The sequence below is a fragment of the Pseudanabaena sp. PCC 7367 genome (assembly GCF_000317065.1).
GTDB lineage: Bacteria > Cyanobacteriota > Cyanobacteriia > Pseudanabaenales > Pseudanabaenaceae > Thalassoporum > Thalassoporum mexicanum.
The window spans coordinates 2,155,561-2,181,684 of record NC_019701.1; the positions used below are offsets into that span (position 1 = coordinate 2,155,561).

Here is a 26,124-nt window from a genome sequence, read left to right on the forward strand (position 1 = left end):
GATTATGCGATCAGTCTAATCTAGATCACGATCGATCGACAGTAGCCACCATAACCTTATTTATCTCTATAGCTCTACCTGCTAACCTTCAGGAGTCCAAACCTGATTATCGCCAGATCCCCACACGCCATCATATTTAGTGATGCGCAGATCGCCCAAAACCTTGGTCTGGCAGGAAAGTCGCCGATCTCGATCGATTTTGTGGGGTGGTAGCGATCGTCTGGCTTTCTCGCGCCATCCTGCTTCCGAGGCTTCTCCTTCCACCTGCACCGCACAGGTGCCACAGGTGCCCAGACCATGACAATTCACGGTTTTGGCCGCGCCATTATAGACATCAACCCCATTGGCAAGCAAAACCTGGCGCAGGTTGGCTCCCATTTCACAATCGAACGTTTTTCCTTGAGCAGTTACTTGAGGCATTTTTCACGCTCCGCTAGCTTGCAATCAATATATTGATATTGCCAACTTAGCAAATTTCAGATCGCAGCTAAATCTATGATTATTTTAATTAATCCTACTCAAGGCTATACCCTATAAGTTTAAGTTATTGACCAAAATCGTGATCTCTTCAGTTTTGCATCTCAACGATCGCCGATTCACCTCAACTTGATCGCATCTCTAAATATCTTTAGCTCCTGCTCAGGTCACAACTACCACATGATAATATCCAGCTAAGGCAGTTGGTATTTTGCAAACAGGGGGAACGAACGCAAATGGACGAGGCAGTTTTACACGATCGTGACTATACCGTGATTATTGCTCGCCCCCAACCAATCACTACCGATCGACCACCATTGCCAGACCTGGAAGAACGTTGGCAACTTGCCGAAACGGCGATCGCACGGCTAGCGCAAAAATGCGAAGAACTTGATCCCGATGGGATTACGCTCTACATCGCCACGACTCCACTGATCAGGTATAGCAATGCTACTGGTGCAATGGTGGCGGAAATTTTGGCGGCGGGTTATCTGGCTGAGCAGCCTGATTTGTTTGCGACTCTGAAGGTGGCGATCGCGGATTATTTTGAGCGCAAGGAAGATGAATTGACTAAGGCAAATGGTGAAATTATTGCGGTGTTTCTGGATGGGGAACCCTGCGATCGCGGCGATCTGGTGCAATTGCTGGTGAAAACTTCGCGCCAGATGGATCGCAATGAAGAACTAGGAATTGTGTTTGCCCAGGTGGGAGATGACATGGTAGCGCGGGGCTTTCTGCAAGCGCTGGATGATGATTTGAAAAAGACAGGTGCTAAGTTTGATCTGGTCGATAGCCGGGTGGTGGCGGATCTTCAGGGGGAGGAAATTACTCAGTTTTTGTTTGGTGCGATCTACGATTAGCAAAACTTACTCTTGCTCATCTTCCCCACTACTAGTCTTACTAGCTTTTCCCCCTAATAAGCTAGCTAACCTCGCTTTAAGCTGGGGGGCTAAGCTGTAGAGATCGTCTAAACCATTAAGTGCGCAGTAGCCCTCTTTCTTATCTTCATCCAAGATATCTATACTGCCAACGCTTTCTTGATTGGCGCTGTCTTCGTAAATTCGCACTCTACAGATAGTCTTGGTGGCTTTACCATCTAGATTGATCCCAAAGTAGCTTCTGGTATCTTTATGCTGAATCCTTTCTGTATCAACCATACCGCCTAGAATTGATTTGACGATATAGTAGCTCTGCATTTCCGCTTCAGTAGTAACAATGCCATTACTAGGTTCAGATTCAAGCTCGGATTCTTCGTCTGATTCCGTATCTTTTTCGTTGGCATCAGGATCAGGCAAATCAATTACAGATTGCAGTCGATCGGCAATCCGATCGTTGATAAACTCCTTAAGTGATTTTTTGGTTAATACTGCAAACTTCTCGACAACATTTTCCGTAAGCCTACCTGAATAAACCTGTTTAGCAAAGAACTTAACAAACTCATTATCGGGATTAGTGAACTGCTCCGCCATAATCCGCTTAATTCCCTTGGTATAGAGCAGATCCCTAGCCGCATCGCCCAATTCATCAGGATTGAATCCAGTTTTTGAGAACCGCTTTAATTCATTTACTGATGCATCTGTAAATTCCAGCAAATTAAACTCAAAGAATGGCTTCTCATCCATCACATTATCTTTTTCAATATCGGTATAGAACCGATAAATAATGCCATTGGTTAATACACCAAACTTGGCTTCCGTCACATGGAAGTAAGCATGAAGCTGAGAAGAATGCCGAGGATTTTCTAATGTTTCGCCGCACCACTTACACTCGAAGAGGATGACAGGTTTTCCCTCCATCAAAATTGCATAATCAACTTTCTTGCCCTTGAGCCCAGGATAATCAGCAGTGTACTCAGGGCAAACCTCCATAATATTGAAGACGTTATAGCCCAAAGCCTGGATAAAAGGCATTATAAAAGCATTTTTAGTTGCTTCTTCAGTTTGAATATGCTCTTGTTGTTTTTCGATTCTTTGCGCTAGTGTGCGAATTTCGTCTATAAAATCCATAGCCTTTGGGAAACACATTAACTTAAGGCTACATCATATTTACAGGTATTCCTAGAGCTTTTTTGCCACATTAACTCATTCTCTCTTTATCCTGCAAAATAAAGTTGGCGGACTACTACTTTGCTGACCTAACCGTGGAATGTCGGATTTAAGCTGAAACCTCTGCCAGGGCAGATCGCTATTTCCCTTAGTAATCAGATCGCCAACAATCTTGGCCGTAACCGGAGCCATCAAAACCCCATTGCGGTAATGCCCAGTTGCTAGGATTACTTTTGCCTTAGTCTCGACGATCGGCATAGAATCCGGCCAAAACCCCAGAATCGGCGCACTCTGATTAACTGGCCGAGGGCGATCGCCAGCCCAGGTATCGAGCACTTCCGCAACGCTAAAAGCAGGGCAAAAATAACCGGTGCGATCGAGCAATAAATCCACATTGGCCTGATGGGGCATGGGTTGTTCCGGCGCAAATTCGACCGTTGCCCCCAACCAATATTCATGATTTCCCAGCGGCACGATATTAATATCACTGCCGTCATTTGCCACGCCATGAACTACACTCTGGATATTCTGCAAAGCCAAATTATGGGACTGGTTAAGCCGCACTTTGATCGCCTGCCCAGCCACTGGCATCAGTCGCATTGTCGTTTGCGGTGAGGCGGTAAATAGATTAATAATCCGATCGGAGCCCACCCCAGCAGCGATCACATACCAATCTGCTGGTGGTAAATCAGCGCGATCGCCCAGGTTGAAATTGCACCGAAACTCCACATCCTGCTGTTGGGCAGCCATCACTAAAGCGGTTATGAGTTGATGGGGATCTACAGCACGATCGCTAGGACTAAGTAGTCCACAACTAGCCTGAAATTGCGGATAATCTTGCCTTAAGGTCTCAGCATCCAACCATTGCAATCGAAAACCCTGTTGGTGGCGCTGCTCGATCACCTTTTGCCACTTGGCAGTAAATTTCTCAACCCGATCGGCAGCAGGATTGAATAGGTTCACAATGCCAGCCTGGTTATAGCGAATTGGCAGCCCCGTTTTTGCCACCAGCTCAGGGATTAAGGTCTCATATAACCTCAGACTAGCCAGTCGCAATCGGACTGAATCCCCTGACTTACGCTGACTGCAAGCGGCCATCAAAACCCCCAATGATGCACCAGTTGCAACCTTGCCAGGTTGATGATTGGCTTCCAGCACAGTTATGTGCAAATTGGTAGATTGTGACAGCAGATAGGCGATCGTGGTGCCTACAATGCCGCCGCCAATAATAACTACCCTTTGCTGAGCCATGAATATAAAATGCGATCGCCGCTAGCTTCTTTTTAAGGTTTCTAGCCCCAGATATGCCTCTCTTACGGTCGTTTGGTCATTAATGGCATGGCCTAGATCCATTGCTTTTTGAAAAGCGGGGCGGGCTTTGTGCGGCAAATCGAGAAAGAAATAGAGGCCACCCAGTTGACGATAAAGGATCGCTTCATTGGCGCGATCGTTTTGTTTTTTGGCGATCGCCAAGCGCTCTAATAAAATATCTTCAGCTCGATAATAGTTGGGGTCAAACTTATCCAGATAGGGGCTGACCATCCGATCGAGAATCAATGCTTGCAGGTCGGCATCCCTGGTTTGCTTAGCCAAAACCAATGCCAGGCCATATTCACTGATCGCCGTGTCATATTCTTCTAGCGCTAAATAGCTATCACCACTATAAATCAGGGTATAGGCTTCACCCTGGCGATCCCAGATACCATAGCGATTGGGCATCGAGCGATAATAGAGCTTAATTGCTTTGAGATGCTGGCCGCGTTGTGCTTCTAGTCGTCCTAATGTGTTCAGGGCGATCGCACGTCCCTGATGATTGTCGTAGCCATAGGGACGAGACAGATAGAGTGCCTCGTTAGCATATTCTTTGGCTGGGCTTACGCCATGCCCTGGCACTGCGGCGATCGTACCGAGGTTATTATTGGCAGCAATTTTACCGATCGGCACATCTAAGGTGGTGGCGTAGTGAAGTCGTTTGTGATAAGCAAGACGAGCCGACTCCATTCGGTTCATCGCCACATAGATATCACCAATCAAAGATAGGGTATGTCCGATCGCGGCTTCATCATTGACCCGTTTGTAATGTTCGATCGCCCCATACCAGGAAGTGAGTGCCTTTTTGGGTTCTCCCTGTTGCCGTTGCAATTTGCCTAATTCCAGGAGTCGATCGCCTTCGTCGGCAATGGTTTGATTATCCCATTCAATAATTCTCTGGGCAGAAGCTGGCTGAACCAAACCGATCGCGGTAATTGGCGCTAACCCACCGATCGATAGCAGCAATAGGGCATACCCTGAAATCTGCCTAGCCTTGGGAACTTGCGGCAAACCCAACCCAAATTTTTCCCTTAAGCGCTCTAGACTTAGCTTAGTCGCTTGCATCATGATTATGAACTCCTCTGTACCTAAACTCTGTACCTAAACTCTGCACCTTAATCGGCACAATCACCACAGGTTGCCAGCTAATTGCTTAATTGCTACTTTTCTAAACCACTTCAGAAAATTGATTCAGCTTTTAGTTGGCGATCTCGATCGCATATGCGGCTACATTTTAGCGGTTTAAGCTTGTTTTTTAAGTGTTTTGGAGCAGTTTTTTAAGACATTTTCTGACATTTTCTGATCTCTGCGATCAAATCTGCCCGAATCAGCAGGAGCCAATACCAACTTAGGTGATGGGATAGTGAAAATTGGGTAGCAACTACACATTGAATATTTGGCTTGTGAATACTGGGCTTGTAAATACTTGGCTTGGCGCAAGTGGCATGATGCATCAGTTGGATTCAGAAATTGACATGACCATGCGCAAATTGCGATCGCTCTGGTATACTTTTAATCCGGACTATTGCTAGGCTACTTTTTCGCAGCAACTACTTAGCTCACTTAATTTATAGGCATGTGTATAGGCAGGATGGATTTAGCTCATCTGGCCTAGATAGCCGGAAAGTTAGCAAAATCTGTTGAGCAGTAGTTAAAAGTGATTTGGTAGTTCTCTCGATCGGCTAATATGTTTCTATGCTTCCCTGTGTGCAGCTAGATCTCTGTTAGCACGGTACAAGTGCAATCTTCATAAAATAGAATCATAAAAGTTAGGTAGGGGTGACTGGCGCAACGGCAGCGCATCGGACTCTTAATCCGCTGGTTCTGGGTTCGAATCCCAGGTCACCCATAAACTTAAAATCCATAAATAAAATCCATAAATAATAAATAACGAATGGCAACTTGAGATATCTCAAGCAGCAATTTCCTAATGCATTAGTTAATTGGCCAATTGGCAAAAATATGGGAACTTCCCCACAATTCCCACCATCATATTCACTAAATACCTCACAAACCCCGCTTAAAAGAAGCTGGCGATCGCTTTAGAATAGAGTCATTACAGTCATTTCAATAGTTTCTAATTGGGGATAGTTAGCTTTAGCGAGTTTCAATTACACGGGGAAACTCTGGAATTCAAATTGCTAGATCATGATCAAAATGATCGCCTAAATGCCAAATTAATCATCAAGAGCCAATGCTTTTATGGTTGGCTTTGGCACGGGAGCGATCGAGCTATGAAAATAGAGCTAGGAACAGTTGGAATACAGTAGTAATTTTTGATTTTGGTTGCGATCGCGATCGCCTAATCTCCTTTGAACTGCATTGGGAACTAGGCATGAAAATCCGCCTATTGCTTATGGATAGGTGTTTGGGGGGAGCATTGAGTTAGCCTGGATGTGATTTGGGTCATAGAATCCAATCCTGTTCCAACTAATAATTAATAATTAGTTGTAATGTAAGATCGAAATTCTCTAACTTTTTTGCAAGTTTAGATCATCTCGTCATAGATACATAAACATCAGATCTATAATCTGGTATGTGAATCATGTGTTGTGCAGCGCTACTTAATTACTGGCTTCATTCCCAAACTAATGAAAAGAATCAGTTGCTATTTTATGGGGAGCTAATATGTCCACTCACGGAATTTTTGTGGTGGAAGATGAAAGTGTTGTAGCACTGAATATTCGCACTAGACTACTTGAACTTGGCTATGCGGTAGTTGGCATGGTGACTACTGGAGAATCAGCCATAGGAACAATTGAAGCCATGGCTAATAGCGATCGCCCTGATCTGGTGTTGATGGATGTCAAGTTAAAAGGCAGAATTGATGGGATTGAAACCGCCAGGACAATCCGCGATCGCTTTGATATTCCGGTGGTCTATTTAACCGCCTATACGGATGTGAATGTGGTGGAACGGGCTAAGATTACTGAACCCTATGGCTATGTAATCAAGCCATTCGCAGCCACTGATTTACGCACTGCGATCGAAATTGCCCTCTATCGTCATCAGGTCGATCGCTCCAATCGGAAGCGAGAGAAGCTATTAAATTCAACTCTGGCAAGTATTGGCGATGCGCTGGTGACAACTGATCTAGACGAAAAAATCACCTTCCTAAATCCCATTGCTCAGCGATTGACTGGTTATACAGAGCGAGAGGGAGTTGGCAGTAGTTTTAATCAGGTAGTTCAAGTATTAGAGGAAGAAAACAATAGCATTGATGCTCCAGAAACTCTGGTAGGCCGTGCTATGACTGAAAATAGGATCATTAACTTGCCACCAGGCACGCTTTTGGTAGACCGCGATTTAAATGTCATTCCGATCGTGGATAGCGTTGCCCCAATTAGAGATGATCTGGGCGAAGTTGTGGGGGCGGTGATGGTGTTCCAAACTAATGTCAGCGACGGCCAGAATCAGGAGTCTAAAAAATTTCACCGTCTACTGTTCTATCTGTTGCTGAATTTATTGAGTTAGCCGTAAATGCTAATCGGGTAATGAGTTAGCCGGCATAAGCCAGGCTGTAGGTTCTTAGGTAACTGGAATCAAATCATGCTGCGATCGCAACACTGCAATAGTGATGGCTGGAGCGAGTTTGATGCTATGTATTGAATTGGGTATTGAATTGGGTATTGAATTGGGTATTGAATTGGGTATTGAATTGGGTATTGAATTGGGTATTGAATTGGGCTTGAGATTACCAGGTAGTGCATATTTGGCCAATGCCTGAAGTTGATTGACTCAGCATCATTAACCAAATTCACTTGAGAATTACTAACAATTGCTGAGAATTAGATCCAAGCCTTTACGTCTTTTACGTCTTGGTTGGGCTCAGAATGCTCATAATTAAATCAAGCCAACAATTAGTAACAGATTAATTTAATAATAGATTTAATTGTTTGGGATCAACCTTTTTATATTTTAGTTAGAATTTAGACGCGGCTAAGTGATCGGCAAGTAATAGGCATCGAGAATGATTGAGGGAATGAGCAATGGAGCCAAAAGCTAGAATCCTGATCGTCGAGGACGATGGTGTCACTGCTTTAAATATCCACACCAGACTATGCCAATCGGGGTATGCGGTTTTGGCGATCGTGGAGTCAGCCGAACAGGCGATCACCTATGTAGATCTGACCTATGCCAATGAGCGCATTGACCTGGTATTAATGGATATCCATCTTAAGGGTGAGCAAGATGGAATTGCTGCTGCTGATCAAATTCAAGGCCGATTTAATATTCCAGTTGTATATTTGACCGCAAATACTGATCAAACCACGATCGATCGCGCTAAACTCACCAGCCCCTATGGATATGTAATCAAACCATTTCAAACGGCAGACCTACTCTCAGTCATAGAGATCGCCCTACATAAATATGAGGTCGATCAGCAGCTAAAAGAACGCGAACAATGGCTATCGGCCACCCTCAAGAGTATCGGTGATGCGGTGATTACTACGGACGCGGCTGGGCAAATTACCTTTATGAACCCATTGGCAGAAGAATTAACCGCCTGTTTGCGAGCGAACTGCAATGGCTGCAATCTTTCCCATATTCTCAACTTAACTGATTCGCAAACTAGTCTTCCCTGCGAAGATATTACTACGAAGACCTTAAACCAAGGCAGTAGTTTCACTTCTAAACACCATGTCTGGCTGCATAATCAAGCAGATCAGCAGATTCCGATTGAATATCAAATTTCACCAATCCGCAGCGATCGCCAGGTAATTACAGGCGCAGTGCTGGTATTTCGGGATGTCAGCGATCGGCTAGAGACTGAACAAGCATTACAGCGTAGTGAAGCTAATTTTAGCCGCCTAGTGGAAGCCGATGTGATTGGCATGATTATTGGCAATATAAAAGGGGAAGTTCCCTATGTTAATGATTACTTTTTGAATATGTTGGGCTATAGCCGCACTGATTTTGAAGCGGAAGCAATTAACTGGCGTAAAATCACCCCACCCGAGGATTTAAAGATTGATGAAGAAGTAATCAACGATTTAAACCAGGGTAAGCCCCGCAGCTATGAGAAAGCCTATATTCACAAAAATGGCCAGCATGTGCCGGTTTTGATTGGGACAACCAAGCTAGAGGGCTATGAGATCGATACGGCGATCGGCTTTGTGCTAGATCTTAGGGAACGTAAGCAGATTGAGCAGGAACTTCACGATCTCAATCAAAAACTAGAACAAAAGGTGGCAGCTCGCACGGCAAATTTAGCTGAAGTCAACAATAAGTTATTAGTAGAGATCGCCGAACGTGCCAAAGCAGAGCAGTTATTAACGGAATATTTACACAAGCTGCAACGATTCCAAGAAACGACTTTTGAGCTTAGTTGCGCAGAGACCCTTGAGCAAATCTACGATGTGGCGATCGCTCAGATTAGCTCCTTTATTGGCACTGCCAGGGCTGGGCTTTTGCTTACTAATGATGAGGATCTCTCCCAGGTTTATTTTGCGGCAGCCTGCGGCATCAGTGAGCATTTCTGCAAAAATATTGCCCAAACGCTGAGTGAGTCGGGATATATTTCCAGCGACAAGGAGGCAATCTATGCGGATGTAAAACAAGCGATCGCCCTGCAACCAATTTTGCCTCTATTAGAACAAGAGCAGATCGGCGCAATTACCTCTTTCCCGCTGAAGTATCAAGGCCAACTCATGGGTCGATTGGTGCTCTATTATGATCAGCCCAATGGGTTTGCCAATCAGGATCTAAATCTTGCCAATGCCCTTTCTACCTCAGTGGCAGTTGCCATTTCACGTAAACGCACCGAGATTGCCCTGCGCGATCGAGAACGCCAATATCGCAGCCTGGTTGATAATATTCCTGGCCTCATTTACCGGGTGCTTCCCGATCGTCAATCCTCGGTTCAATTTGTTAGTCAACAAGTTGAGGCTCTGATTGGATATAGCAGTGCTGAGTTGATCCAAAACCCCAATTTGAGCTTTGTTGACCTGATCCATCCAGAGGATTTACCAGCAGTTATTGCACAGGTTAACCGAGCAATCGCGGCCAAGCAGCCCTTTGAACTGCAATATCGCATCATTGCTGCCAATGGAGAAGTCAAGTGGGTCAATGAAAAAGGCCAGGGGATCGCTGACGCAAAAAATGGTGAGATCGCTTATCTCGATGGGGTAATTTTTGACATTAGCGATCGCAAGGCGCTAGAAGCTAAGCACCAGTTATATAACGAACGATTGCATAACCTCTACCAGAGTGTATTTGATCTTGGTCAGGCTCCTGGGCTAGAAGAGTTATATGATGTTGCCCTGAGCGGGGTTAAGCAAACCCTCAAGTGCGATCGGGTGGCAATCTTACTCTTTGATGCCCACCAACAGTGGCAGGTAGTTCGCACCGATGGAATTAGCCCCCCACATGGCCAGTTAATTGAAACCTGCCTTAATTCTGAAGCTGCGATTGTCTGTGCCAATGACCATGAATCAGGCGCGAATATATATGCCGACATCAGGCGATCGCCTCTACCTCAACCACTGTTGGAATTGTCGCTAGTGGAAGGGGTAGCGTCGATTGGGATTGCCTGGATTAAGAACAAAGATAAATTAATTGGTCAAATTGCTTTTCACTATAATCAATCACACGATTTTTCGGATCAGGAAATTCAACTGGTTGATACCCTCGCTGCCTATATTGGCATTGCCATTACCCGTAAGCAATCGGAACAGTTACTGGCGATCAGCGAAAACAGATATCGTTCCCTAGTGGGAAATGTCAGGGGTGCAATCTATCGCTGTAATATGCACAATGATTGGCAGACCGAATTTATTAGCGATGCAGTTCAAGATATTTGCGGCTATCCTGCGACCTACTTTACAGATCCCACAAACGGCAAAAGTTTTCTGAGTCTGATTCACCCTGCCGATCGCAAATCGATCCGCCAAACAATACGCCAAGCAATCGATCATCAACAGCCCTATGAATTGGAATATCGGATCATTGATGTTAATGGCCAAGAACGTTGGGTCTTAGATTGTGGCATTGGTGTTTATGAAGATGGCGATTGTGTTTATGAAGATGGGGTTATTTTTGATATTACCAATCGCAAAAACACTGAAGCTGAACTTCACCGGAGCAAGGCAACCCAGCAAGCAATCATTGAAGCAATCCCCGATCTGTTGGCAAGAGTCCGTCGAGATGGCACCTACCTAAACATCATTACCAATGGTGAAGTAACGCTACTAAACCCAGCCCAAATGAAATCTGGGATGAACATTGTCGATATTTATCCGCCTGAGATTGCCCAGCAGCGTTTGAACTATGTCCAAGCAGCGATCGACAATCAAACCATGCAGGCCTATGAATATCAAATTGAAGTGGATGGCCAGGAGTTTTATGAAGAAGCGCGGATTGTTCCTTGCGGCAAAGATGAAGCCCTAATCATGGTGCGGGATATTACCGATCGCAAACTAACTGAAGCCGAACTACGCCAGAGCAAAGCTACCCAACAGGCAATTATTGAAGCAATTCCCGATCTGTTGGTAAGAATGGATCGAGATGGCAAGTATCTCAATATCATGAGCGGAGGTAAAGTTAAGCTAGTCAACGAAGCTCAGATAAAGCCTGGCTCGAATATGCGGGATATTACACCCCTTGACTTCGCCGAAGAGCGAATCAGACGGGTGCAAAAGGCATTGGATTCTCAAGAGATCGAAATATATGAATATCAGGTGGAGATACAGGGTGAGAGCCGAGATGAAGAGGCGCGGATTGTCACATGTGGCACAAATGAAGTGTTAGTTATGGTGCGTGATATCACCGATCGCAAGCGGGCTGAACGTTCCTTAAAAGATAGTGAAGAGAAATATCGGGTTTTGTTTAATAGTATTGGTGATCCGGTGTTTGTGCATGGACATAATAAGCAAGTGCCAACGGAGTTTATTGAGGTTAATGATCTAGCTTGTAATAGTTTGGGCTATAGCCGGGACGAACTCTATCGTATGACCGTAAGAGATATTTTGCCCCCAGGCTTTAGGTATGATCCAGAAGCGATCGAGGCTTTCTTGCGCGATCGTGAGGCTATTTTTAAGGTCGAGCATGTACATGCCGATGGCCATCGCTTCCCAGTGGAGGTCAGTGCCAGAGCATTTTATTTAGACAATGAATTGATGGTAGTAGGAATTGCCCGTGATGTATCCGAACACAAGCAGATTGAAGCAGAATGGCGACGTGCCTACGAAAAGCAAAAGGAGTTAGCTGATTTACGCTCTCAATTTATTGAGATGGTTTCCCACGAATTTCGCACCCCAATGAGTAGTATGCTTTTGTCGATCGAACTGCTAGAGCACCGCAGCGACGATTGGGATAATGAAAAAAAACATCAGCGATTTGCCAGAATCCGCCAGGGGATTAAGCGAATTGATAATCTGATTGAAGATGTTTTAGTTATGGGCAAGCTGAATGCGGGGCAGATGAGATTTCAGCCCACTCCGATCGATTTCCTTGATTTATGCCTGGAGCTAGTGGAGGAGGCTAGAATCATTACCAATAAACACTTCATTTCTTTGAGTATTGATGGTGTTGTTTGCCAGGAAATGGAGCCTGATGGTAATGAGATGGCCAGTGATGATGAAAATATAGCAGCGATCGCCCCCGATTTAGCACCTTTAGCACCAACCAAACCCACCTCAATCGTTGGCCTACAGCATACCTACATGGACGATCGGCTAATCCAGCATATTCTCAGTAACCTATTGTCAAATGCGCTCAAATATTCACCCCAAGGCGGAGATATTGAGTTGAGCATGGTATTTCAGCCAGATTTTGTGCCGCTTCCAACTAAACCAGCACAGGAAAGCCAAAATGACGATCGTAATTTTACTGATTTTAATTCCTTTGCCGTTTCGCATAATGGCAGCAGCGATCGCCATAATCACGATGACACAGTTGAACTAGTGGCAAAGCCAGATTGGATTGGGCATACCAAATTTGATCTAGAGCAACCCTTAAATGCGATCGGTACGATCGTAATCACGGTTCGAGATCCGGGAATTGGGATTGAACCGGAAGATCAAGCGCATTTGTTTAAGGAGTTTCATCGCGGCCAAAATGTGAGCAATATCCCAGGGACTGGCTTGGGGCTTGCGATCGTCAAACGTGCGGTAAATCTGCATCGCGGCCACATTTCTGTTGATAGCAAGGTTGGCTTAGGCACAACGTTTGTAGTTGAACTACCGGTGTATCAGCTTGAATATGCACTTGAGGATTAAATCACCCACCCCGATCGCATTCTTGATGATGCCAAACCAATAAAAAAGCCTACAGAAATATAGAAATTCTGAGGCTCTTTTTACTTGCTTATTAATGATTGTGCAATCGCTTTAAGCTTCAGTCTAGTTAAAGACAATGAAATAGACTATGCTGCCAAAGCCGAGGAAAGGAATACTAGTCCAACTGCACCAATAACCAATCCCATAAATCGTCTTACCAGGGCTGGTCTAGCCGGGAACTGCGCTTTGATTAATCGCATCCCGACAAAACAAACACCTGCAATCACCAACTGAATGCTGGCAAATCCAGCCAGATAGCCAAGCAGTGGGGTCATTTCAGCCCCGACAATCGCTTCACCATAGGCATACCCATGAAATACTCCAGCCGCCCCAGCGATCGCTGCCGCAATTAATGCGAACACTGGCATTTCTGCATTTTTGGTTTCGCTACCCTTGAATGCAACAATTAGGCCAAAGCTCACCACGGAAGCTGCGATGATTATCTCTGGGATCGGTAGATCGATCCCAGTTAAATGTACCCCAGTCCCAGCGATCGTAGTCATTACAAAGGCGATCGGTACAAGAATGCCCATCGGGCCAAACTCGGATGCCATCAACCCAGTACCAATCACTGCCGCCAGGTGGTCAAAACCAATTACAGGGTGGCCAAATCCAGATAGAACTGCTTGAAACAGGTTGGTAGGAGTTTCGCCACCAAAGGGATGGTGAGCCATCGCCGCAGACGGAATTGTCAACAGTAAGACTGCTGCTACGACCGTTAATAGACCCAAATCTAGCTCTACAATACTCTTTCTAGAGGATTGCTTATTAATTGTCATATTTTCTTTCTCTTAACCAATCTTTGAACCCTAGTGAATATAAATCCTGGTGAATAGGTGAATAGTAGTTGGGGACACAAGCATATTAATCAGACGTATTCATCAAAAGAGAGTCACTACTAGAAATAAATTTCCCAAATCACCAACCAAAATTAACGTTTACCACTTCTTATAAGGAAGAAACTTGCCAGTCATAATGATCTGGACTCGATCGCCTTTCGGGTCTTCAACTTTCTCAACTTCGATCGAAAAGTCGATCGCACTCATAATCCCATCGCCAAACTTCTCATGGACTACTGACTTCACTGGCGCACCATAAACTTGCATGATTTCGTAGAACCGATAAACAAGAGGATCGGTGGGAATTAGAGGATCGAGGCTACCTTTCATGGGCGGAATAGTCAATTCCTTTGCCATCTCTTCCGGCAAACCCAATGTTGTCACCAACTTCTTGGCTACATCCAGATCAGCGCTGGCTTGTCGAAAAATTACCGCTGCTACCCACACTTCATCAAATCCAACAGCAGCCTCTAGATCAGCATAGGTCATACCCTTAGCATCTTTAGCAGCTAAAAGTTTTTCTGTAATCTCAGCGATCACCATAGGTTAAATTCTCCTCATTAAAAACTACTACTTCTACTAGTTCCGTTAAACAGACTAGCTGATTATTTACAACTTAAGTTAAAACAAAAGATAATCTTCACACCGCCAATTAGGTCAATATCGAGCCAATAGCTTAGTCGCAAAGCCCAACCCAAGAGGAATAAAGAATATGCACAGGCTAGCGGAATGAACCGTCAATCTACAACTTCCGATCACTTCTCAACAAGTCCATAGGAACAATAACCAACAATAACCACAGTAATTAAGGGTAATTGATTATTTTAGATGCAGTGCTCGCTCTCCTGCTAGAGCCCTAAGCCTATTTACGCTTAGCCCGCTCTTCTTCAACTGCCCTAGTCTCGCGGTATAGATGCGATTCCATCTCCGATTTAAGCGCATGATAATCGGGATGAACCTCAACTTCCTCACGCACCCGTGGCCGGGGAAAGGGAATTTCAAGAATCTCATCAATACGAGCCGCCGGCCCCCTGGTCATCATTACGATTTTATCGGAAAGCAATAGGGCTTCTTCGATACTGTGGGTAATCATTACCACGGTTTTACGTTTTTGATCCCAAATCCGTTCCACTTCATCTTGCAAAAAGCCTCTAGTTAAGGCATCGAGCGCCCCAAATGGTTCGTCCATGAGCAGTATTTGCGGATCGATCGCCAGGGCTCTAGCAATCCCAACCCGTTGACGCATCCCACCGGATAATTCATGGGGATGTTTGCGTTCAGCACCAGCCAAGCCAACTAACTGAATAAACTCATGGGCGATCGACTTTTGCTTCAGCCTTCCCATTTCAGGAAAAACCGTTTCGATCGCAAAGCGAATGTTCTGCTCTACGGTCATCCAGGGCATCAGGGCATAATTCTGGAAAACCATACCACGATCGGGGCCAGGGCCATCGATTGGTTTACCATTCATAAACACATCACCGCTGGTTTGCGAACTCAAGCCAGCAATAATATCAAGCAAGGTTGACTTGCCACAGCCCGAAGGCCCAATGATCGTGACAAAGGTATTATGTTCAATATCAATGTTTATGTCTTCCAGGGCGGTAAAATCACTGGAGGCTTTACCCATGATTTTGTTAACTAATCCCTTCTTGCCAGGGAAAACCTTGGAAACATGCCGCAAGGAAAGTTGAACGTCCTTACGAACTTCGGTAACTGCACTAGTTGATTCCGGTGTGAGTGAGATGTTCATGATGCTTACCTCCCAAATGATACGAATCTTTGTAATAAGCCGAAGATGCGATCGAGTATGATGCCAACTAAGCCAATCACTACGATCGCAGTAATGATGCTGGTAATACTGAGGTTATTCCATTCATTCCAAACAAAGTAGCCCAGGCCAGTACCACCTACCAGGATTTCCGCGGCCACAATCACCAGCCAGGAAATGCTAATGCTGATGCGTAACCCAGATACAATGCTTGGCGCAGCAGCAGGTAGAATCACTTTAGTGATTTTGCGCCAGGGAGAAGCACCGAGCGTCCTAGCCACATTCAGATAATCTTGATCAACATTGTTTACGCCAAACTTAGTATTGATCAGGGTTGGCCAGATGCTAGTAATCGCAATTACAAAGATTGCGGTCATTTCTGAATCCTTAAGTATACCCAGGCCAATCGGCAACCAGGCCAAAGGTGAAACCGGCTTGAGCAATTGCACATAGGGATCGATCGCCTTGGAGGTAACTTCCGATAGTCCCACTAGGAAGCCCAATGGCACGGCGATCAAGGAACCCACCGTAAAACCGATCGCAACCCGGCGCAGGCTGACCAGCAAATGCCAGGCAATTCCTTTGTCATTGGGACCGTAATCATAAAATGGATCGGAAATCCAGCCCCAGAAATCTTTGATCGTAAGACTGGCAGAGGGCATCAGGTCAGAAAACCAACCATTAATAGAACCAATCTCCCAAAAAGCAAGGAGAAAACCAAAAGAGCAGAGGAACAGGACAAAAGCCTGGAGATTCTGGCCAGGGATCAACCTGCCGATCGTCTTAAAGAAGCCAACAATCGGGTTACTGCCTTTTTTTCTGCGGACTTTTGCTTGCGAATGCATGACGAATCTTAAGTAATCAATAGAACTGCTTGTAATGCGAGTTATTCAAATATTTAATTTAAAGCTAATTACATTTAAAGCTAATTAGCCCATACCCAGCTTGCAGTTATTTAAATCCCAAGAGCTATTAGGAACTAAAAGCCACCACAGGCTGAGTAGGAATAAAAAGGAATACCAAGGAGACGCTATACAGCAGCGTTATACCCCATATTCCTCAATTTGCTGTTGCACGTAGGCATCAGGGTCAGCAGGATCGAAGGTATCAAACTTCAATGTCTCAGTACGGAACTCATCTTCGGGCGGAGTCTGCCCTACTTCCTTAGACAATTCCCTTGCCAGATCAGTAAGAAAGATATCCTTACCAATTTCATCATATTCTTCTTTAGTAGAAGCTTGATCGCTAGGCAGGAAGTTCCATCGCACCATCTGGCCAGAAATCCAATGGGCAAAGCTCTGCCAGGGATAGGGATCAAAGTCGATCCGATCGGGAATGTTCTGAGTATTACCGAGACCATCATCAAATTCCCCAGTTAGAACGGCTGCTACCACTTCCTCTGGTTGGTTCAAAAATGCCCGTTCTGAAATGGCGGTGGCGATCTCCCTGCGATTGGCCGGATCGCTGGCATAACCAGCCCCATCAATGATCGCCTTGTTCAGCGCTCGGAACGTATTGGGATTAGCATCAATCCATTCATCGCTGGCTGCAAACGCACAGCAGGGATGGCCTGGCCATAGATCCTTAGTCAGCAAGTGAATAAAGCCTGCATCTTCAAACACAGCCCGCTGATTAAACGGATCGGGCATTAACATTGCATCAATGTCACCCACTGCCAACTTGGCTACGCTGTCTGGCGGTGGAACTGCCTCAATCTTGACATCCAAGTCGGGGTCCAGACCACCAGTGGCCAGATAATAGCGCAGGAGCAGGTTATGCATTGAATAGGGGAACGGCACACCGATCGTGAATCCTTTGAAATCAGCCGGCCCATTAACCTTACCCTTGTGCAGGTTAGATACCGTAATCGCCTGACCATTGATATTTTCAATACTGGCCAGTTTTACGCCAAAGGTAGCCGAACCCAGACCCAGGGTCATGGCAATCGGCATTGGTGCCAGCATATGATAGGCATCCAGCTCACCAGCGATCGCTGAATCCCTCACCGCTGCCCAGCTAGGCATTTTTATCACACTTGCATCAAACCCATATTTCTTATAGAAGCCCAATGGTTCCGACATAATAATTGGTGTGGCACAGGTGATCGGGATAAAGCCAATTTTTAGATTTGTTTTTTCGAGATCACTCGGTGGCGGCACATCATCCGGTGCATCTGCGGTTGGTGGTGGTGTATCTGCATTTTGTCCACAACTGGCCAGGGTAACTAGGGCAGCACCGATCGCCACGTTCCGCAAAAAGCGTCTTCGACTAGTCCCATTAATCCGCTTAGCATCACTGAAGAATTCCGCCGATCGATGCCCAAAGGCGGCTGAAAAAGCTTGATCCAAACCTCCGGCTAATCCGGCCAATTCCCGTGCCAGACGTTCGCGCTCTGGATTGGTGCGGCCGATTGTTTTGAAAAATAATTCTGTGCGCAGGTCTGCGGCGCTGATGGTCTGCGCCAAGGCCAGACTATCTTGCTTGTAAACCCGCATTTTAATCAAATCATCAATCATCTCAAGGGGATCTTTAGGCATTTCCTCTGCCATAAATTTCCAGTGATCTTGAGTCAAATGATATCCGCCACAGGTCAGACAGAGGATGTCAAGCTGACTTAGCTCGCCTTGCTGGGCATAGAGCTTATCCCACTTCTTTTGCTTGTCGTTATTAGCAATTAGTACCATAGACCAGTTATATACACTTGTATCAATTAGAATGCTTGTTCTAGCAACTAACTGTATAGTTAGCTACAAATATTCCTTTCGGGTGAAATCTTTTCTAGCTTGGTTGGATGGCTAGGTGTGGTAGCGCAATTTAAAACTTAATTCAAAATTAAGCTTCTGACTGTTTAGCCTAAACAAAACATGGCGATCGTCGCATAAGAATTAGTTAACTTGTTGCGATCCACTAAATTAAATCAGTCTAATTCAATCGGCAATAGTTTGAATATAGGATGATTCTTATTGATGAAAGTGCTTCCCAGACAGTTTTACACGAAATCGTATTGATGTATATATCGCAACACCAATTCACAATTATTTGATTTGGCTCAGATAAGCTCACCAGCTTTTTATCTGTCTAGTGAGTTACTATAGCTAATAGACCATAATCCCAAAACATTCGCTTTGAGACGGTTTTGCTGGGTCGATCGCCTCCCATTACTCCGAATCGCCATGCTTAAATGCCTAAACACCAAATTGCTCGATTTGTTGCTGTAAATATTCTTCTGGATTATCAGGATCAAGCGTGTCGAACTTCAGTTGCTCGACCCTGGCTAGTTCCTGTGGTGCTTCTATGCCTAGTTCTTCGGCCAATTCCCTTGCCAAGTCGGTCAGGAAAATTTGTTCGCCAATTTCGTCATAATTCGCATCTTCCGCTGGCAAATAATCCCACCGCACCATCTGGGTTACAATCCAATCGGCAAAGCTCTGCCAGGGATAGGGATCGAAATTAATTCGATCGGGCACATCCATCATATTCCCCAGCCCATCATCAAACTTGCCAGTCAAGACTGCATCCAGCACTTCCACTGGTTGGTTGAGATATTCACGTGGCGCGATCGCCTTGGCAATTTCAGCGCGATTGGCCGGGTCATTGGCATAGGTAGCCCCATCAATGATTGCTTTATTGATTGCTCGGAAGGTATTCGGATTCGTATCGATCCATTGTTGCGAAGCCACAAACGAACAGCAGGGATGTCCTGGCCACAAATCTTTGGTGAGCAAATGAATAAAACCAATCTTTTCAAAGACCACCCGCTGCACCAGATTATCCGGCAATAGGAAAGCGTCTAGTTGCCCCGAAGCCATCTTCGCCACTGCATCTGGTGGTGGCAGGTTCTGCAAGTTGCAGTCTTGATCTGGATCAAGGCCACCGGAAGCCAGGTAATAGCGCAGGATTAAATTATGATTGGAATAGTCATAGGGAAGGCCGATCGTCATGCCTTTGAAGTCTGCTGGGCCATTGATTTTGCCTGCATGCTGCATCGCCACCGCGATTCCCTGGCCGTTGTTATTTTCAATACTAGCCAGCTTGACGGCGAACGCGGTCGAACCTAGTCCCAGAGTCATAGAAATTGGCATTGGAGCCAGCATATGATAGGCATCTAGCTCTCCAGCGATCGCTGAATCCCTCACCACTGACCAGCTTGGCATTTTTACCACTTCCACATTCAAGCCATGCTTTTCATAGAAGCCCAACGGCTCCGACATAATGATTGGCGTGGCGCAGGTGATCGGCAGGAAGCCTACTCTCAGATTCGTTTTTTCAAGGGAACTGGTATCGATCGGCTCGCTGGTTTCCGTGGGCGCAGGAGTCTGTTCCTGGACACCACAACTAGCCAGGCTAACCAGAGCCGCACCGATCGCCACATTCCGCAAAAAACGCCGCCGACTAAAATTGCTATAGCGCTTTGCATCGGTGAAGAATTCGCCTGCCCTGGGACCAAAGGCAGCAGCAAAGGCTTGATCCAGGCCACCAGCCATCTTGATCAAGTCATTCACTAATCGTTCGCGTTTGCGATCGCCCCGACCAGCAATTTTCAAAAAGAGGGACTTGCGCAAATCCGCTTGGGTCAGGCTATCAGCAACATTAAGCGCTTCTGACTGATAGAGCCGCATCTTAATCAAATCATCGATCAACTCTTCCGGCTGTTGCGGCATTTCCGACAGAAACCGCTGGTGATCGGCAGTCATGTGATAACCACCACAAATCATGCATTTGATCTTGAGTTGGTCTAGCTCACCGCGATCGCTAGCCAGATTTTGCCATTTACTTGAAGATAGGGGAGAACCGAGAGATAGAACCATTACACACCTAGCTCAACCTTAGAATATGGTTTCCAATTAGAATGCTTTTTCTAAATGAAATTTGTTGCCTGGAATACAATTCCTGCCCTAACTTTAGAGCAATAAGCTACATTCTTAGCAATGGTGAACAAATATAAACTTTTATCGCTTCTAAAATGAGTAGACTCTATCTGCTCTATATCATCAATAGACGGTAGTGCTGAACAAGTAAGGATTTAGGCGATAGTTGAATATCTATAACCCAAACAAGCTAAGCTCCGAATTTCAAATCGATTGCTAATTATCCTTATTACTGCATGACCACCCTATACTTTGCTGGAAATACCAGGTGATATAGCAATACACTTACGTTATGGCTTTTATGGATGTACTTACTCACCCATTTATATTACGCCGCGAGCGGCGGGGAATTAGACCCACTAGAGATTAAAAGACATCGCCGATCGGGCAAGAGCTTTAGGGCGATCGCTGACTACCTTAATCGCAATAACTACCCGACTAAACGCGGTGGTAACTGGACTCATCGGACTGTGAAGCTGATTCTCGATCGGACAAAAGTCAAATCGGCTTAATGCAATTCAAGAGCGCAGGTTTCTGTTCAAAATGCCTCCAACCACTGACCAATTTATATAAGCAAGTGCTTGCTTATATAGCAATTAAATCATACTATACCTAATATTAAATATCAAAAAAGGATATTGTTATGAATGAGCATTTTTGCATTGATATTTCAATGACCCTTGGTGAGGCAATTCAATCATTGCGTATATCAGACGACGATATGACCAATACAATGGTGGAAATATCGCAAGCATTTGAGCAACACGACGCAGTTCACTTACTGTTTAATTGTGGCACTTCTATGCAAGACGAAATCGCTGCCCACATATGGATGGTATTTGCTACAACAGTAAATATCAGTGAGATGCATCGAGCAGTTTCGAACCAAGAACATCGCAATGTTTTGGCTAGTATTGGGCACCCAAAATTAATTGGCATCTGGTTACTCTGTCTTCCACGCATCATCAGCATTATTTTCAAGAGCCTACGCATGAAAAAGAGATTAGCGCTCGATGAGCTATCCCAGCTCAAGGGACAGTCCATTATCGAAATTCGCCAAGAACACGGCATTATTTTGTGAACACGCCCAAGTAAACCTGAGATTGAGTAGCAAATTCAGTGCCTCGTTCTAAAACTATTACAAACGAAGAAATTCTTACTGCAGCACGTTCTCTCTTTCTCAAAGAGGGGGCAAAAGCTTCTACACGAAACCTTGCTAAAATAGTTGGGATTTCTGAGGCGGTTATTTTTCAGCGATTTGGCACGAAAGAAGATCTCTTTTTTGCATCGATGGTGCTCCCGGAAGTGCAACTTGAGAAGATATTCAGTATTCAAGCTGGGAAGAAACAGGTAATTGAAAATCTTAAATCAGTAAGTTTACAGATTGTTGCCTATTTTCGTGAGGTGATGCCAGTTTTTCTATCCCTTATCAGCCATCCTTCCTTTGATCTACAGACCTTTCTGAAGCGTCATACTATGCCTAGGATACAAATTGGCAATAAGTTAATGGAATATCTAAATGCTGAAGCAGATTTAGGGCGAATTTGCAAAGGTAATGTTGCGGCAGCAGCAATATTAATTTCACACTTGCATAACCTAGCACTCTCTGAAACTATTGGCTCTCATCAACCTATTGATACGGAATGCGCGATCGCTGATGCGATTGAGGTGTTGTGGAAGGGATTGTCTCCATAGGGGGTGTGTAAATAACCCCATGTTTACTTGTCTCGGTTGAGGAGATGGACAAATTTAGTGGGCAACACTAAGCAAATGCAGGTCAATGAATTTAGACGGACATTGCGAGAGTTTTTTGAGTTATTTGAAATAGACACTGACGCAATCTACTTGACCTATCACGGTAAGCCGGTCATGGTGGCGATCGCTGATTATCTCAACCGCAACAACTACCCAACTAAACGCGGTGGTAACTGGACTTATCGTACTGTAAAACTGATTTTGGATCGGACTAAGGTGAAATCAGCTTAGGATATTTCAAAACAGAAGTTTCCATCTTAAATGATTGCCCCAGCTAATCCTTTAATTTGATAATTTGATCAAAAAAATGACAAATAGACCCTCATGGTGGCAAGGCTTAGAGAATCCAATCTTTGCCAAACTGTATCTAGCGCAGCTAATTAACCTGGCAGGAGATTCCTTAACCTGGCTAGGTTTAGGGTTATTAGCATTTGAGATTGCAGGTGAGAATGCTGGTGCTGTATTAGCAGGAGCCCTAACTTTGCGAGTGATGGCATTTGTGGTGCTATCCCCGATCGCAGGGGCGATCGCTGATCAAATCGATCGTAAGCGCCTCATGGTTATTACCCACCTAGCCCGAATGGGTATAGTCTGTTTGTTCCCATTCACCACTCAAGTCTGGCAAATTTATGCAATTGTATTGTTGCTCAATACGTTTTCCGCCTTTTTCACCCCTACATACAAAGCCACCATCCCACTAGTTACAACTGAAGCACAATGTCCACAGGCAATCGCCCTATCAAGTGCTACCTATCAGCTCCTTGGAGTTTTAGGGCCAGGTTTATCGGGCAGTATTGCGGCATTAGTAGGCACCAGGCAAATTTTCTTTCTCGATAGCATCACTTTTTTTATTTCTGCCCTATTGATCGCCTCCTTACCCAGGCAATTAATCGTAGCGCAGAGCCAGTCTACAGCCAGAAAAATCCATAGAATCCTTAAGGACATCAGAACTGGTACAACCTGTCTATTTGCCGATCCACCAATTCGTTATGCCCTGGTACTGCAACTAATCGCGGCGATCGCTGGGGCTCAGATTCTGGTCAACACAGTTGGCTATGTGCAGGGCATCCTCAACCTGGGTAAAGTTGAATATGGTTGGTCTATGGCAGCTTTTGGCGTTGGCGCAACCTTCGCATCAGTTTGGCTATATCAATCCCGCCAGCAAAGAAGTGCCATTCTCCTAACTAGCATTGGTGCTATTACTATTACCCTGGCATTGTTACCTGCTAATCTAACCAACCTGAATGGGTTATTAATTCTTTGGGTGATTGCTGGAATTGGGCAAACCTTGGTAAATGTACCAACTCAAACTTTAATCGCCCAACGGGTTACGGTGGAGCTGCAAGGACGGGTTTATGGTGCCCACTTTGCCTGGAGTCATTTATGGTGGGCTTTCGCTTACCCTCTGGCAGGATGGATCGGTAACCGCTTTCCCAGTTCCAACTTTTTCTATAGCGGCTTAATAGGTGGAGGGTTGTTTTGCATGGTATATCTAGTTTTCAAACCACAGCAACTATCCAAACTAAAAGATTGGCTGTGGCACGAACATGAACATACCCACGATCGCCAGCATCAACATCAACATTCGACAAATGAGGCAATCGGGCAACCTCACAACCATCTTCACTTTCATCTGATCGACCCCCAGTGATTAGCGGGTTTGGGTATTGACGGAATGTGTCATGCGTAATGGATGGGGCTGTATACAGGGCAGATGAATTAAAAATAAACTACCCTGCCCAACCTTACTCTTAACAGTAATATGCCCTCGATGGCGGCGTGTAATCGCCTGGGCAATCGCCAGACCTAGCCCAGTACCACCAGTTTTTCGTGATCGATCGCTATGCACTCGGTAAAAGCGTTCAAATATGCGCTTTTGCTCTACTGGAGCAATGCCAATGCCATTATCTTTAACTCTAAGAATTGCCATACGATCGTGGCATTTTAAACTAACTTCTACTGATCCCCCTGCACCAGTATATTGAATTGCGTTGGCAAGCAAATTAGAAACAAGGCGGTAAAGTTGTGATTCATTACCAAACACATAGACTTCAAAACCTGGGACTTGATTGGTTAAGTCAATACCTGAAGCGATCGCCAGTTCCAAGAACTCTTCAGTCAAGTCACTGACTAGATCATTTAAGCAACAGGGCTGTAGCGTTTTGGTCGATGATTCCTGTTCTAAGCTAGTCAGCAAAAGTAAATCAGTAATCAAACTGCTCAAGCGTCGTCCCTGTCGCTCAACCGTCTGGAGCATTGGCGGAATATTCTGGTGTAAATTTGGCGGTAGCCGTAAGATCGCTTCCACAGTTGCCAAAAGGCTAGCCAGGGGAGAGCGCAGCTCGTGGGCAACGTTGGCAGTAAACTGCTGTTGTTGTTGATAGGACTGGTAAATGGGTTGCATTGCTAGTCCCGATAACCACCACCCAGCAGCAGCAACCAAAGCAAGGGCAACGGGAAACCCAATCGCTAAAATCCACTGAATCCGTCTTGTTTCGGCATCAAATGCAGCCAAGGTACGACCAATTTGGATATAGCCCCAGGAAGTATAGTTATGACTTGATCCTATTCCCTGCTCAGCATTGGTGCCGTGTAAAATCGTGATGAATTGATGATAGCGAGTACCGTCTGAAGCTTGAAAAGTCTGCCATGTAGCTGGATTGAGTGTAGTTTCAGGTGCTAAAGGTTGATTAGGCGAAAACGCCAGCAGGTTGCCATCACGATCGAACAAACGAATGTAATAGGTGTGGCGATCGCTAATGCCAGTAGTATGGCGCTGAATCAAAGTAGGACTTGAATTACAAGGATATCCCACCAAACACAGATCAGGAAAAATTTGCCGTAACACTAAAGTAGGGTCTCCAGAGGCTGGCAGCATTGGTTCTAGACTGTCATGGAGCGTCCCAGCAAGGGATTCAATTTCCCGTTCCAGGGCAATCCATTTAGACTGCACCAGGGCACGATACATACCCAGTCCAAACAGGCTTAAAACCCCTGCCATAGCAATGGTATACCAGCACGCTAAACGGAGCCGACTACGGCGAAACAGTTGCTGGCTATTGATCATATTGCTCATGACGAGTTAAAGCGGTATCCTTGACCAGCGATCGTCTCAATCGGACAGTCACAACTATACTGGGCAAACTTGCGTCGCAACAATCGGATCTGAGCAGCAACCACGTTGCTAATTGGGTATTCATCCAGATCCCACAGTTGAGCCCGAATTTTACTACTGGCAATAATCCGATCGGGGTTTTGCATCAGATAAGCCAACACCTGAAATTCTTTGAGAGTCAAGGGAATCGACTGCCCAGTGCGATCGGGTTGTTCGACTTGTACTGCTGTGTTGGCATCATCCAAAGTAAATTTTCCCACGCTTAGGACTTTGGGACGCAGTTGGGGCGATCGCCGCTGTAATGCCCGCAATCGTGCTAGCAACTCTTCCATTACAAATGGTTTAACCAAATAGTCATCGGCACCCGCATCAAGCCCAGTAACACGATTTTCCGGTTGCCCTAGCGCAGTGAGCATTAGGACTGGCAAAGGATTCTGGCGGTCTCTGAGGCGCTGACATAACTCCAAGCCCGATATTTCAGGGAGCAACCAATCGATAATCGCCACAGAGTAGTCTGTCCACTCGTTTTCCAGGTAACGCCAAGCCTCTGCCCCATCAATTACCCAGTCAACAATATATTTCTCGCCAATCAAAACTTGCTTAATCGCTAACCCCAAGTCCTCTTCATCTTCTACTAATAGAATTCGCATCACGACAGGGATATT

21 protein-coding genes, 1 tRNA gene and 1 pseudogene are annotated in these 26,124 nt (G+C 45.3%); 10 read left to right on the forward strand and 13 right to left on the reverse strand.

All coding sequences use genetic code 11. From position 1 onward, the window contains the following. Nucleotides 1–81: 81 nt before the first annotated feature. Complete coding sequence (locus tag PSE7367_RS08480; protein WP_015164956.1) at nt 82–420, reverse strand: 2Fe-2S iron-sulfur cluster-binding protein; 339 nt, start codon at nt 418–420, stop codon at nt 82–84. 293 nt (nt 421–713) lie between these two features. Here PSE7367_RS08480 and PSE7367_RS08485 point away from each other — a divergent pair, with 293 nt between their 5' ends. Then, nucleotides 714–1,337, forward strand: coding sequence for a vWA domain-containing protein (locus PSE7367_RS08485; protein WP_015164957.1), 624 nt, complete (start codon nt 714–716; stop codon nt 1,335–1,337). Between the two features lie 6 nt (nt 1,338–1,343). Here PSE7367_RS08485 and PSE7367_RS08490 read toward each other — a convergent pair whose 3' ends face one another. The 3 genes from PSE7367_RS08490 to PSE7367_RS08500 all read right to left on the reverse strand — a co-directional run bounded on the left by PSE7367_RS08490 (nt 1,344) and on the right by PSE7367_RS08500 (nt 4,901). Then, on the reverse strand, nt 1,344–2,483 hold the full coding sequence (locus tag PSE7367_RS08490; RefSeq protein WP_015164958.1) for a type I restriction endonuclease: 1,140 nt from the start codon (nt 2,481–2,483) through the stop codon (nt 1,344–1,346). A 75-nt stretch (nt 2,484–2,558) separates the two neighbouring features. Then, nucleotides 2,559–3,773, reverse strand: a complete 1,215-nt coding sequence (locus tag PSE7367_RS08495; protein WP_015164959.1) for an NAD(P)/FAD-dependent oxidoreductase — start codon at nt 3,771–3,773, stop codon at nt 2,559–2,561. A gap of 21 nt (nt 3,774–3,794) precedes the next feature. After that, a complete protein-coding gene (locus PSE7367_RS08500; protein ID WP_015164960.1) occupies nt 3,795–4,901 on the reverse strand; it encodes a tetratricopeptide repeat protein in 1,107 nt (368 codons plus the stop codon). Between the two features lie 709 nt (nt 4,902–5,610). On the opposite strand from PSE7367_RS08500, the gene PSE7367_RS08505 reads away from it, so the two are divergent. From PSE7367_RS08505 to PSE7367_RS20335, 4 genes are all read left to right on the forward strand, one after another. Continuing rightward, nucleotides 5,611–5,682: transfer RNA gene (locus tag PSE7367_RS08505), tRNA-Lys, on the forward strand. Nucleotides 5,683–6,461: 779 nt separating this feature from the next. After that, nucleotides 6,462–7,307: a response regulator gene (locus PSE7367_RS08515; protein ID WP_015164962.1), complete on the forward strand. Its 846-nt coding sequence runs from the start codon at nt 6,462–6,464 to the stop codon at nt 7,305–7,307. 103 nt (nt 7,308–7,410) lie between these two features. Next, nucleotides 7,411–7,560, forward strand: coding sequence for a hypothetical protein (locus tag PSE7367_RS22410; protein ID WP_015164963.1), 150 nt, complete (start codon nt 7,411–7,413; stop codon nt 7,558–7,560). A 262-nt stretch (nt 7,561–7,822) separates the two neighbouring features. Next, nucleotides 7,823–13,051, forward strand: a complete 5,229-nt coding sequence (locus tag PSE7367_RS20335; RefSeq protein WP_015164964.1) for a PAS domain S-box protein — start codon at nt 7,823–7,825, stop codon at nt 13,049–13,051. A 146-nt stretch (nt 13,052–13,197) separates the two neighbouring features. Here the strand turns inward: PSE7367_RS20335 and PSE7367_RS08525 are convergent, their stop codons facing one another. The 7 genes and pseudogenes from PSE7367_RS08525 to PSE7367_RS21910 form a co-directional block, all read right to left on the reverse strand. After that, nucleotides 13,198–13,890, reverse strand: coding sequence for a HupE/UreJ family protein (locus tag PSE7367_RS08525; RefSeq protein ID WP_015164965.1), 693 nt, complete (start codon nt 13,888–13,890; stop codon nt 13,198–13,200). A gap of 159 nt (nt 13,891–14,049) precedes the next feature. Beyond that, nucleotides 14,050–14,493, reverse strand: a complete 444-nt coding sequence (gene cynS / locus PSE7367_RS08530; RefSeq protein ID WP_015164966.1) for a cyanase — start codon at nt 14,491–14,493, stop codon at nt 14,050–14,052. A gap of 319 nt (nt 14,494–14,812) precedes the next feature. Continuing rightward, complete coding sequence (locus PSE7367_RS08535; RefSeq protein WP_015164967.1) at nt 14,813–15,703, reverse strand: ABC transporter ATP-binding protein; 891 nt, start codon at nt 15,701–15,703, stop codon at nt 14,813–14,815. 5 nt (nt 15,704–15,708) lie between these two features. Beyond that, nucleotides 15,709–16,566 (reverse strand): nitrate ABC transporter permease, encoded by an 858-nt coding sequence (gene ntrB / locus PSE7367_RS08540; RefSeq protein WP_015164968.1) that lies wholly within the window; start codon nt 16,564–16,566, stop codon nt 15,709–15,711. 198 nt (nt 16,567–16,764) lie between these two features. Then, nucleotides 16,765–18,405 (reverse strand): CmpA/NrtA family ABC transporter substrate-binding protein, encoded by a 1,641-nt coding sequence (locus tag PSE7367_RS08545; RefSeq protein ID WP_015164969.1) that lies wholly within the window; start codon nt 18,403–18,405, stop codon nt 16,765–16,767. A gap of 501 nt (nt 18,406–18,906) precedes the next feature. Then, the gene (locus PSE7367_RS08550) at nt 18,907–20,529 is read right to left on the reverse strand and encodes a CmpA/NrtA family ABC transporter substrate-binding protein (RefSeq protein WP_015164970.1); all 1,623 of its coding nucleotides are present in this window, start codon (nt 20,527–20,529) and stop codon (nt 18,907–18,909) included. A gap of 304 nt (nt 20,530–20,833) precedes the next feature. Continuing rightward, a pseudogene (locus tag PSE7367_RS21910) lies at nt 20,834–20,908 on the reverse strand (IS200/IS605 family transposase); the annotation flags it as partial. On the opposite strand from PSE7367_RS21910, the gene PSE7367_RS21130 reads away from it, so the two are divergent. The 5 genes from PSE7367_RS21130 (at nt 20,895) to PSE7367_RS08570 (ending at nt 23,995) form a co-directional block, all read left to right on the forward strand. Beyond that, nucleotides 20,895–21,101 (forward strand): recombinase family protein, encoded by a 207-nt coding sequence (locus PSE7367_RS21130; protein WP_071881347.1) that lies wholly within the window; start codon nt 20,895–20,897, stop codon nt 21,099–21,101. The pseudogene PSE7367_RS21910 and the gene PSE7367_RS21130 sit on opposite strands and share 14 nt — an antisense overlap. Nucleotides 21,102–21,232: 131 nt before the next feature. After that, nucleotides 21,233–21,670: a hypothetical protein gene (locus PSE7367_RS08555; RefSeq protein WP_015164971.1), complete on the forward strand. Its 438-nt coding sequence runs from the start codon at nt 21,233–21,235 to the stop codon at nt 21,668–21,670. Nucleotides 21,671–21,708: 38 nt separating this feature from the next. Then, nucleotides 21,709–22,284, forward strand: coding sequence for a TetR/AcrR family transcriptional regulator (locus PSE7367_RS08560; RefSeq protein WP_015164972.1), 576 nt, complete (start codon nt 21,709–21,711; stop codon nt 22,282–22,284). Nucleotides 22,285–22,341: 57 nt separating this feature from the next. Beyond that, entirely contained in the window at nt 22,342–22,575 is a 234-nt protein-coding gene (locus PSE7367_RS08565) for a recombinase family protein (protein WP_041698383.1), read from the forward strand. A gap of 76 nt (nt 22,576–22,651) precedes the next feature. Further along, the gene (locus tag PSE7367_RS08570) at nt 22,652–23,995 is read left to right on the forward strand and encodes an MFS transporter (protein WP_015164974.1); all 1,344 of its coding nucleotides are present in this window, start codon (nt 22,652–22,654) and stop codon (nt 23,993–23,995) included. Here the strand turns inward: PSE7367_RS08570 and rppB are convergent, their stop codons facing one another. Together rppB and rppA are read right to left on the reverse strand one after the other, a co-directional pair. Next, a complete protein-coding gene (rppB, locus tag PSE7367_RS08575) occupies nt 23,996–25,408 on the reverse strand; it encodes a two-component system sensor histidine kinase RppB (protein ID WP_041699352.1) in 1,413 nt (470 codons plus the stop codon). 8 nt (nt 25,409–25,416) lie between these two features. Beyond that, on the reverse strand, nt 25,417–26,109 hold the full coding sequence (gene rppA, locus PSE7367_RS08580; RefSeq protein WP_015164976.1) for a two-component system response regulator RppA: 693 nt from the start codon (nt 26,107–26,109) through the stop codon (nt 25,417–25,419). Nucleotides 26,110–26,124 lie beyond the last annotated feature (15 nt).

Excerpts from the sequence above, each read along its gene's own strand:
- PSE7367_RS08490 (WP_015164958.1), bottom strand. The coding sequence starts at position 2,483 with ATGGATTTTATAGACGAAATTCGCACACTAGCGCAAAGAATCGAAAAA.
- PSE7367_RS08515 (WP_015164962.1), top strand. The coding sequence starts at position 6,462 with ATGTCCACTCACGGAATTTTTGTGGTGGAAGATGAAAGTGTTGTAGCA.
- PSE7367_RS08570 (WP_015164974.1), top strand. The coding sequence starts at position 22,652 with ATGACAAATAGACCCTCATGGTGGCAAGGCTTAGAGAATCCAATCTTT.
- cynS (WP_015164966.1), bottom strand. The coding sequence starts at position 14,493 with ATGGTGATCGCTGAGATTACAGAAAAACTTTTAGCTGCTAAAGATGCT.
- rppA (WP_015164976.1), bottom strand. The coding sequence starts at position 26,109 with ATGCGAATTCTATTAGTAGAAGATGAAGAGGACTTGGGGTTAGCGATT.
- PSE7367_RS20335 (WP_015164964.1), top strand. The coding sequence starts at position 7,823 with ATGGAGCCAAAAGCTAGAATCCTGATCGTCGAGGACGATGGTGTCACT.
- PSE7367_RS22410 (WP_015164963.1), top strand. The coding sequence starts at position 7,411 with ATGGCTGGAGCGAGTTTGATGCTATGTATTGAATTGGGTATTGAATTG.
- PSE7367_RS08480 (WP_015164956.1), bottom strand. The coding sequence starts at position 420 with ATGCCTCAAGTAACTGCTCAAGGAAAAACGTTCGATTGTGAAATGGGA.
- PSE7367_RS08500 (WP_015164960.1), bottom strand. The coding sequence starts at position 4,901 with ATGATGCAAGCGACTAAGCTAAGTCTAGAGCGCTTAAGGGAAAAATTT.
- PSE7367_RS08545 (WP_015164969.1), bottom strand. The coding sequence starts at position 18,405 with ATGGTACTAATTGCTAATAACGACAAGCAAAAGAAGTGGGATAAGCTC.
- PSE7367_RS08555 (WP_015164971.1), top strand. The coding sequence starts at position 21,233 with ATGAATGAGCATTTTTGCATTGATATTTCAATGACCCTTGGTGAGGCA.
- PSE7367_RS08550 (WP_015164970.1), bottom strand. The coding sequence starts at position 20,529 with ATGGTTCTATCTCTCGGTTCTCCCCTATCTTCAAGTAAATGGCAAAAT.
- PSE7367_RS08525 (WP_015164965.1), bottom strand. The coding sequence starts at position 13,890 with ATGACAATTAATAAGCAATCCTCTAGAAAGAGTATTGTAGAGCTAGAT.
- ntrB (WP_015164968.1), bottom strand. The coding sequence starts at position 16,566 with ATGCATTCGCAAGCAAAAGTCCGCAGAAAAAAAGGCAGTAACCCGATT.
- PSE7367_RS08485 (WP_015164957.1), top strand. The coding sequence starts at position 714 with ATGGACGAGGCAGTTTTACACGATCGTGACTATACCGTGATTATTGCT.
- PSE7367_RS21130 (WP_071881347.1), top strand. The coding sequence starts at position 20,895 with ATGTACTTACTCACCCATTTATATTACGCCGCGAGCGGCGGGGAATTA.
- PSE7367_RS08535 (WP_015164967.1), bottom strand. The coding sequence starts at position 15,703 with ATGAACATCTCACTCACACCGGAATCAACTAGTGCAGTTACCGAAGTT.
- PSE7367_RS08495 (WP_015164959.1), bottom strand. The coding sequence starts at position 3,773 with ATGGCTCAGCAAAGGGTAGTTATTATTGGCGGCGGCATTGTAGGCACC.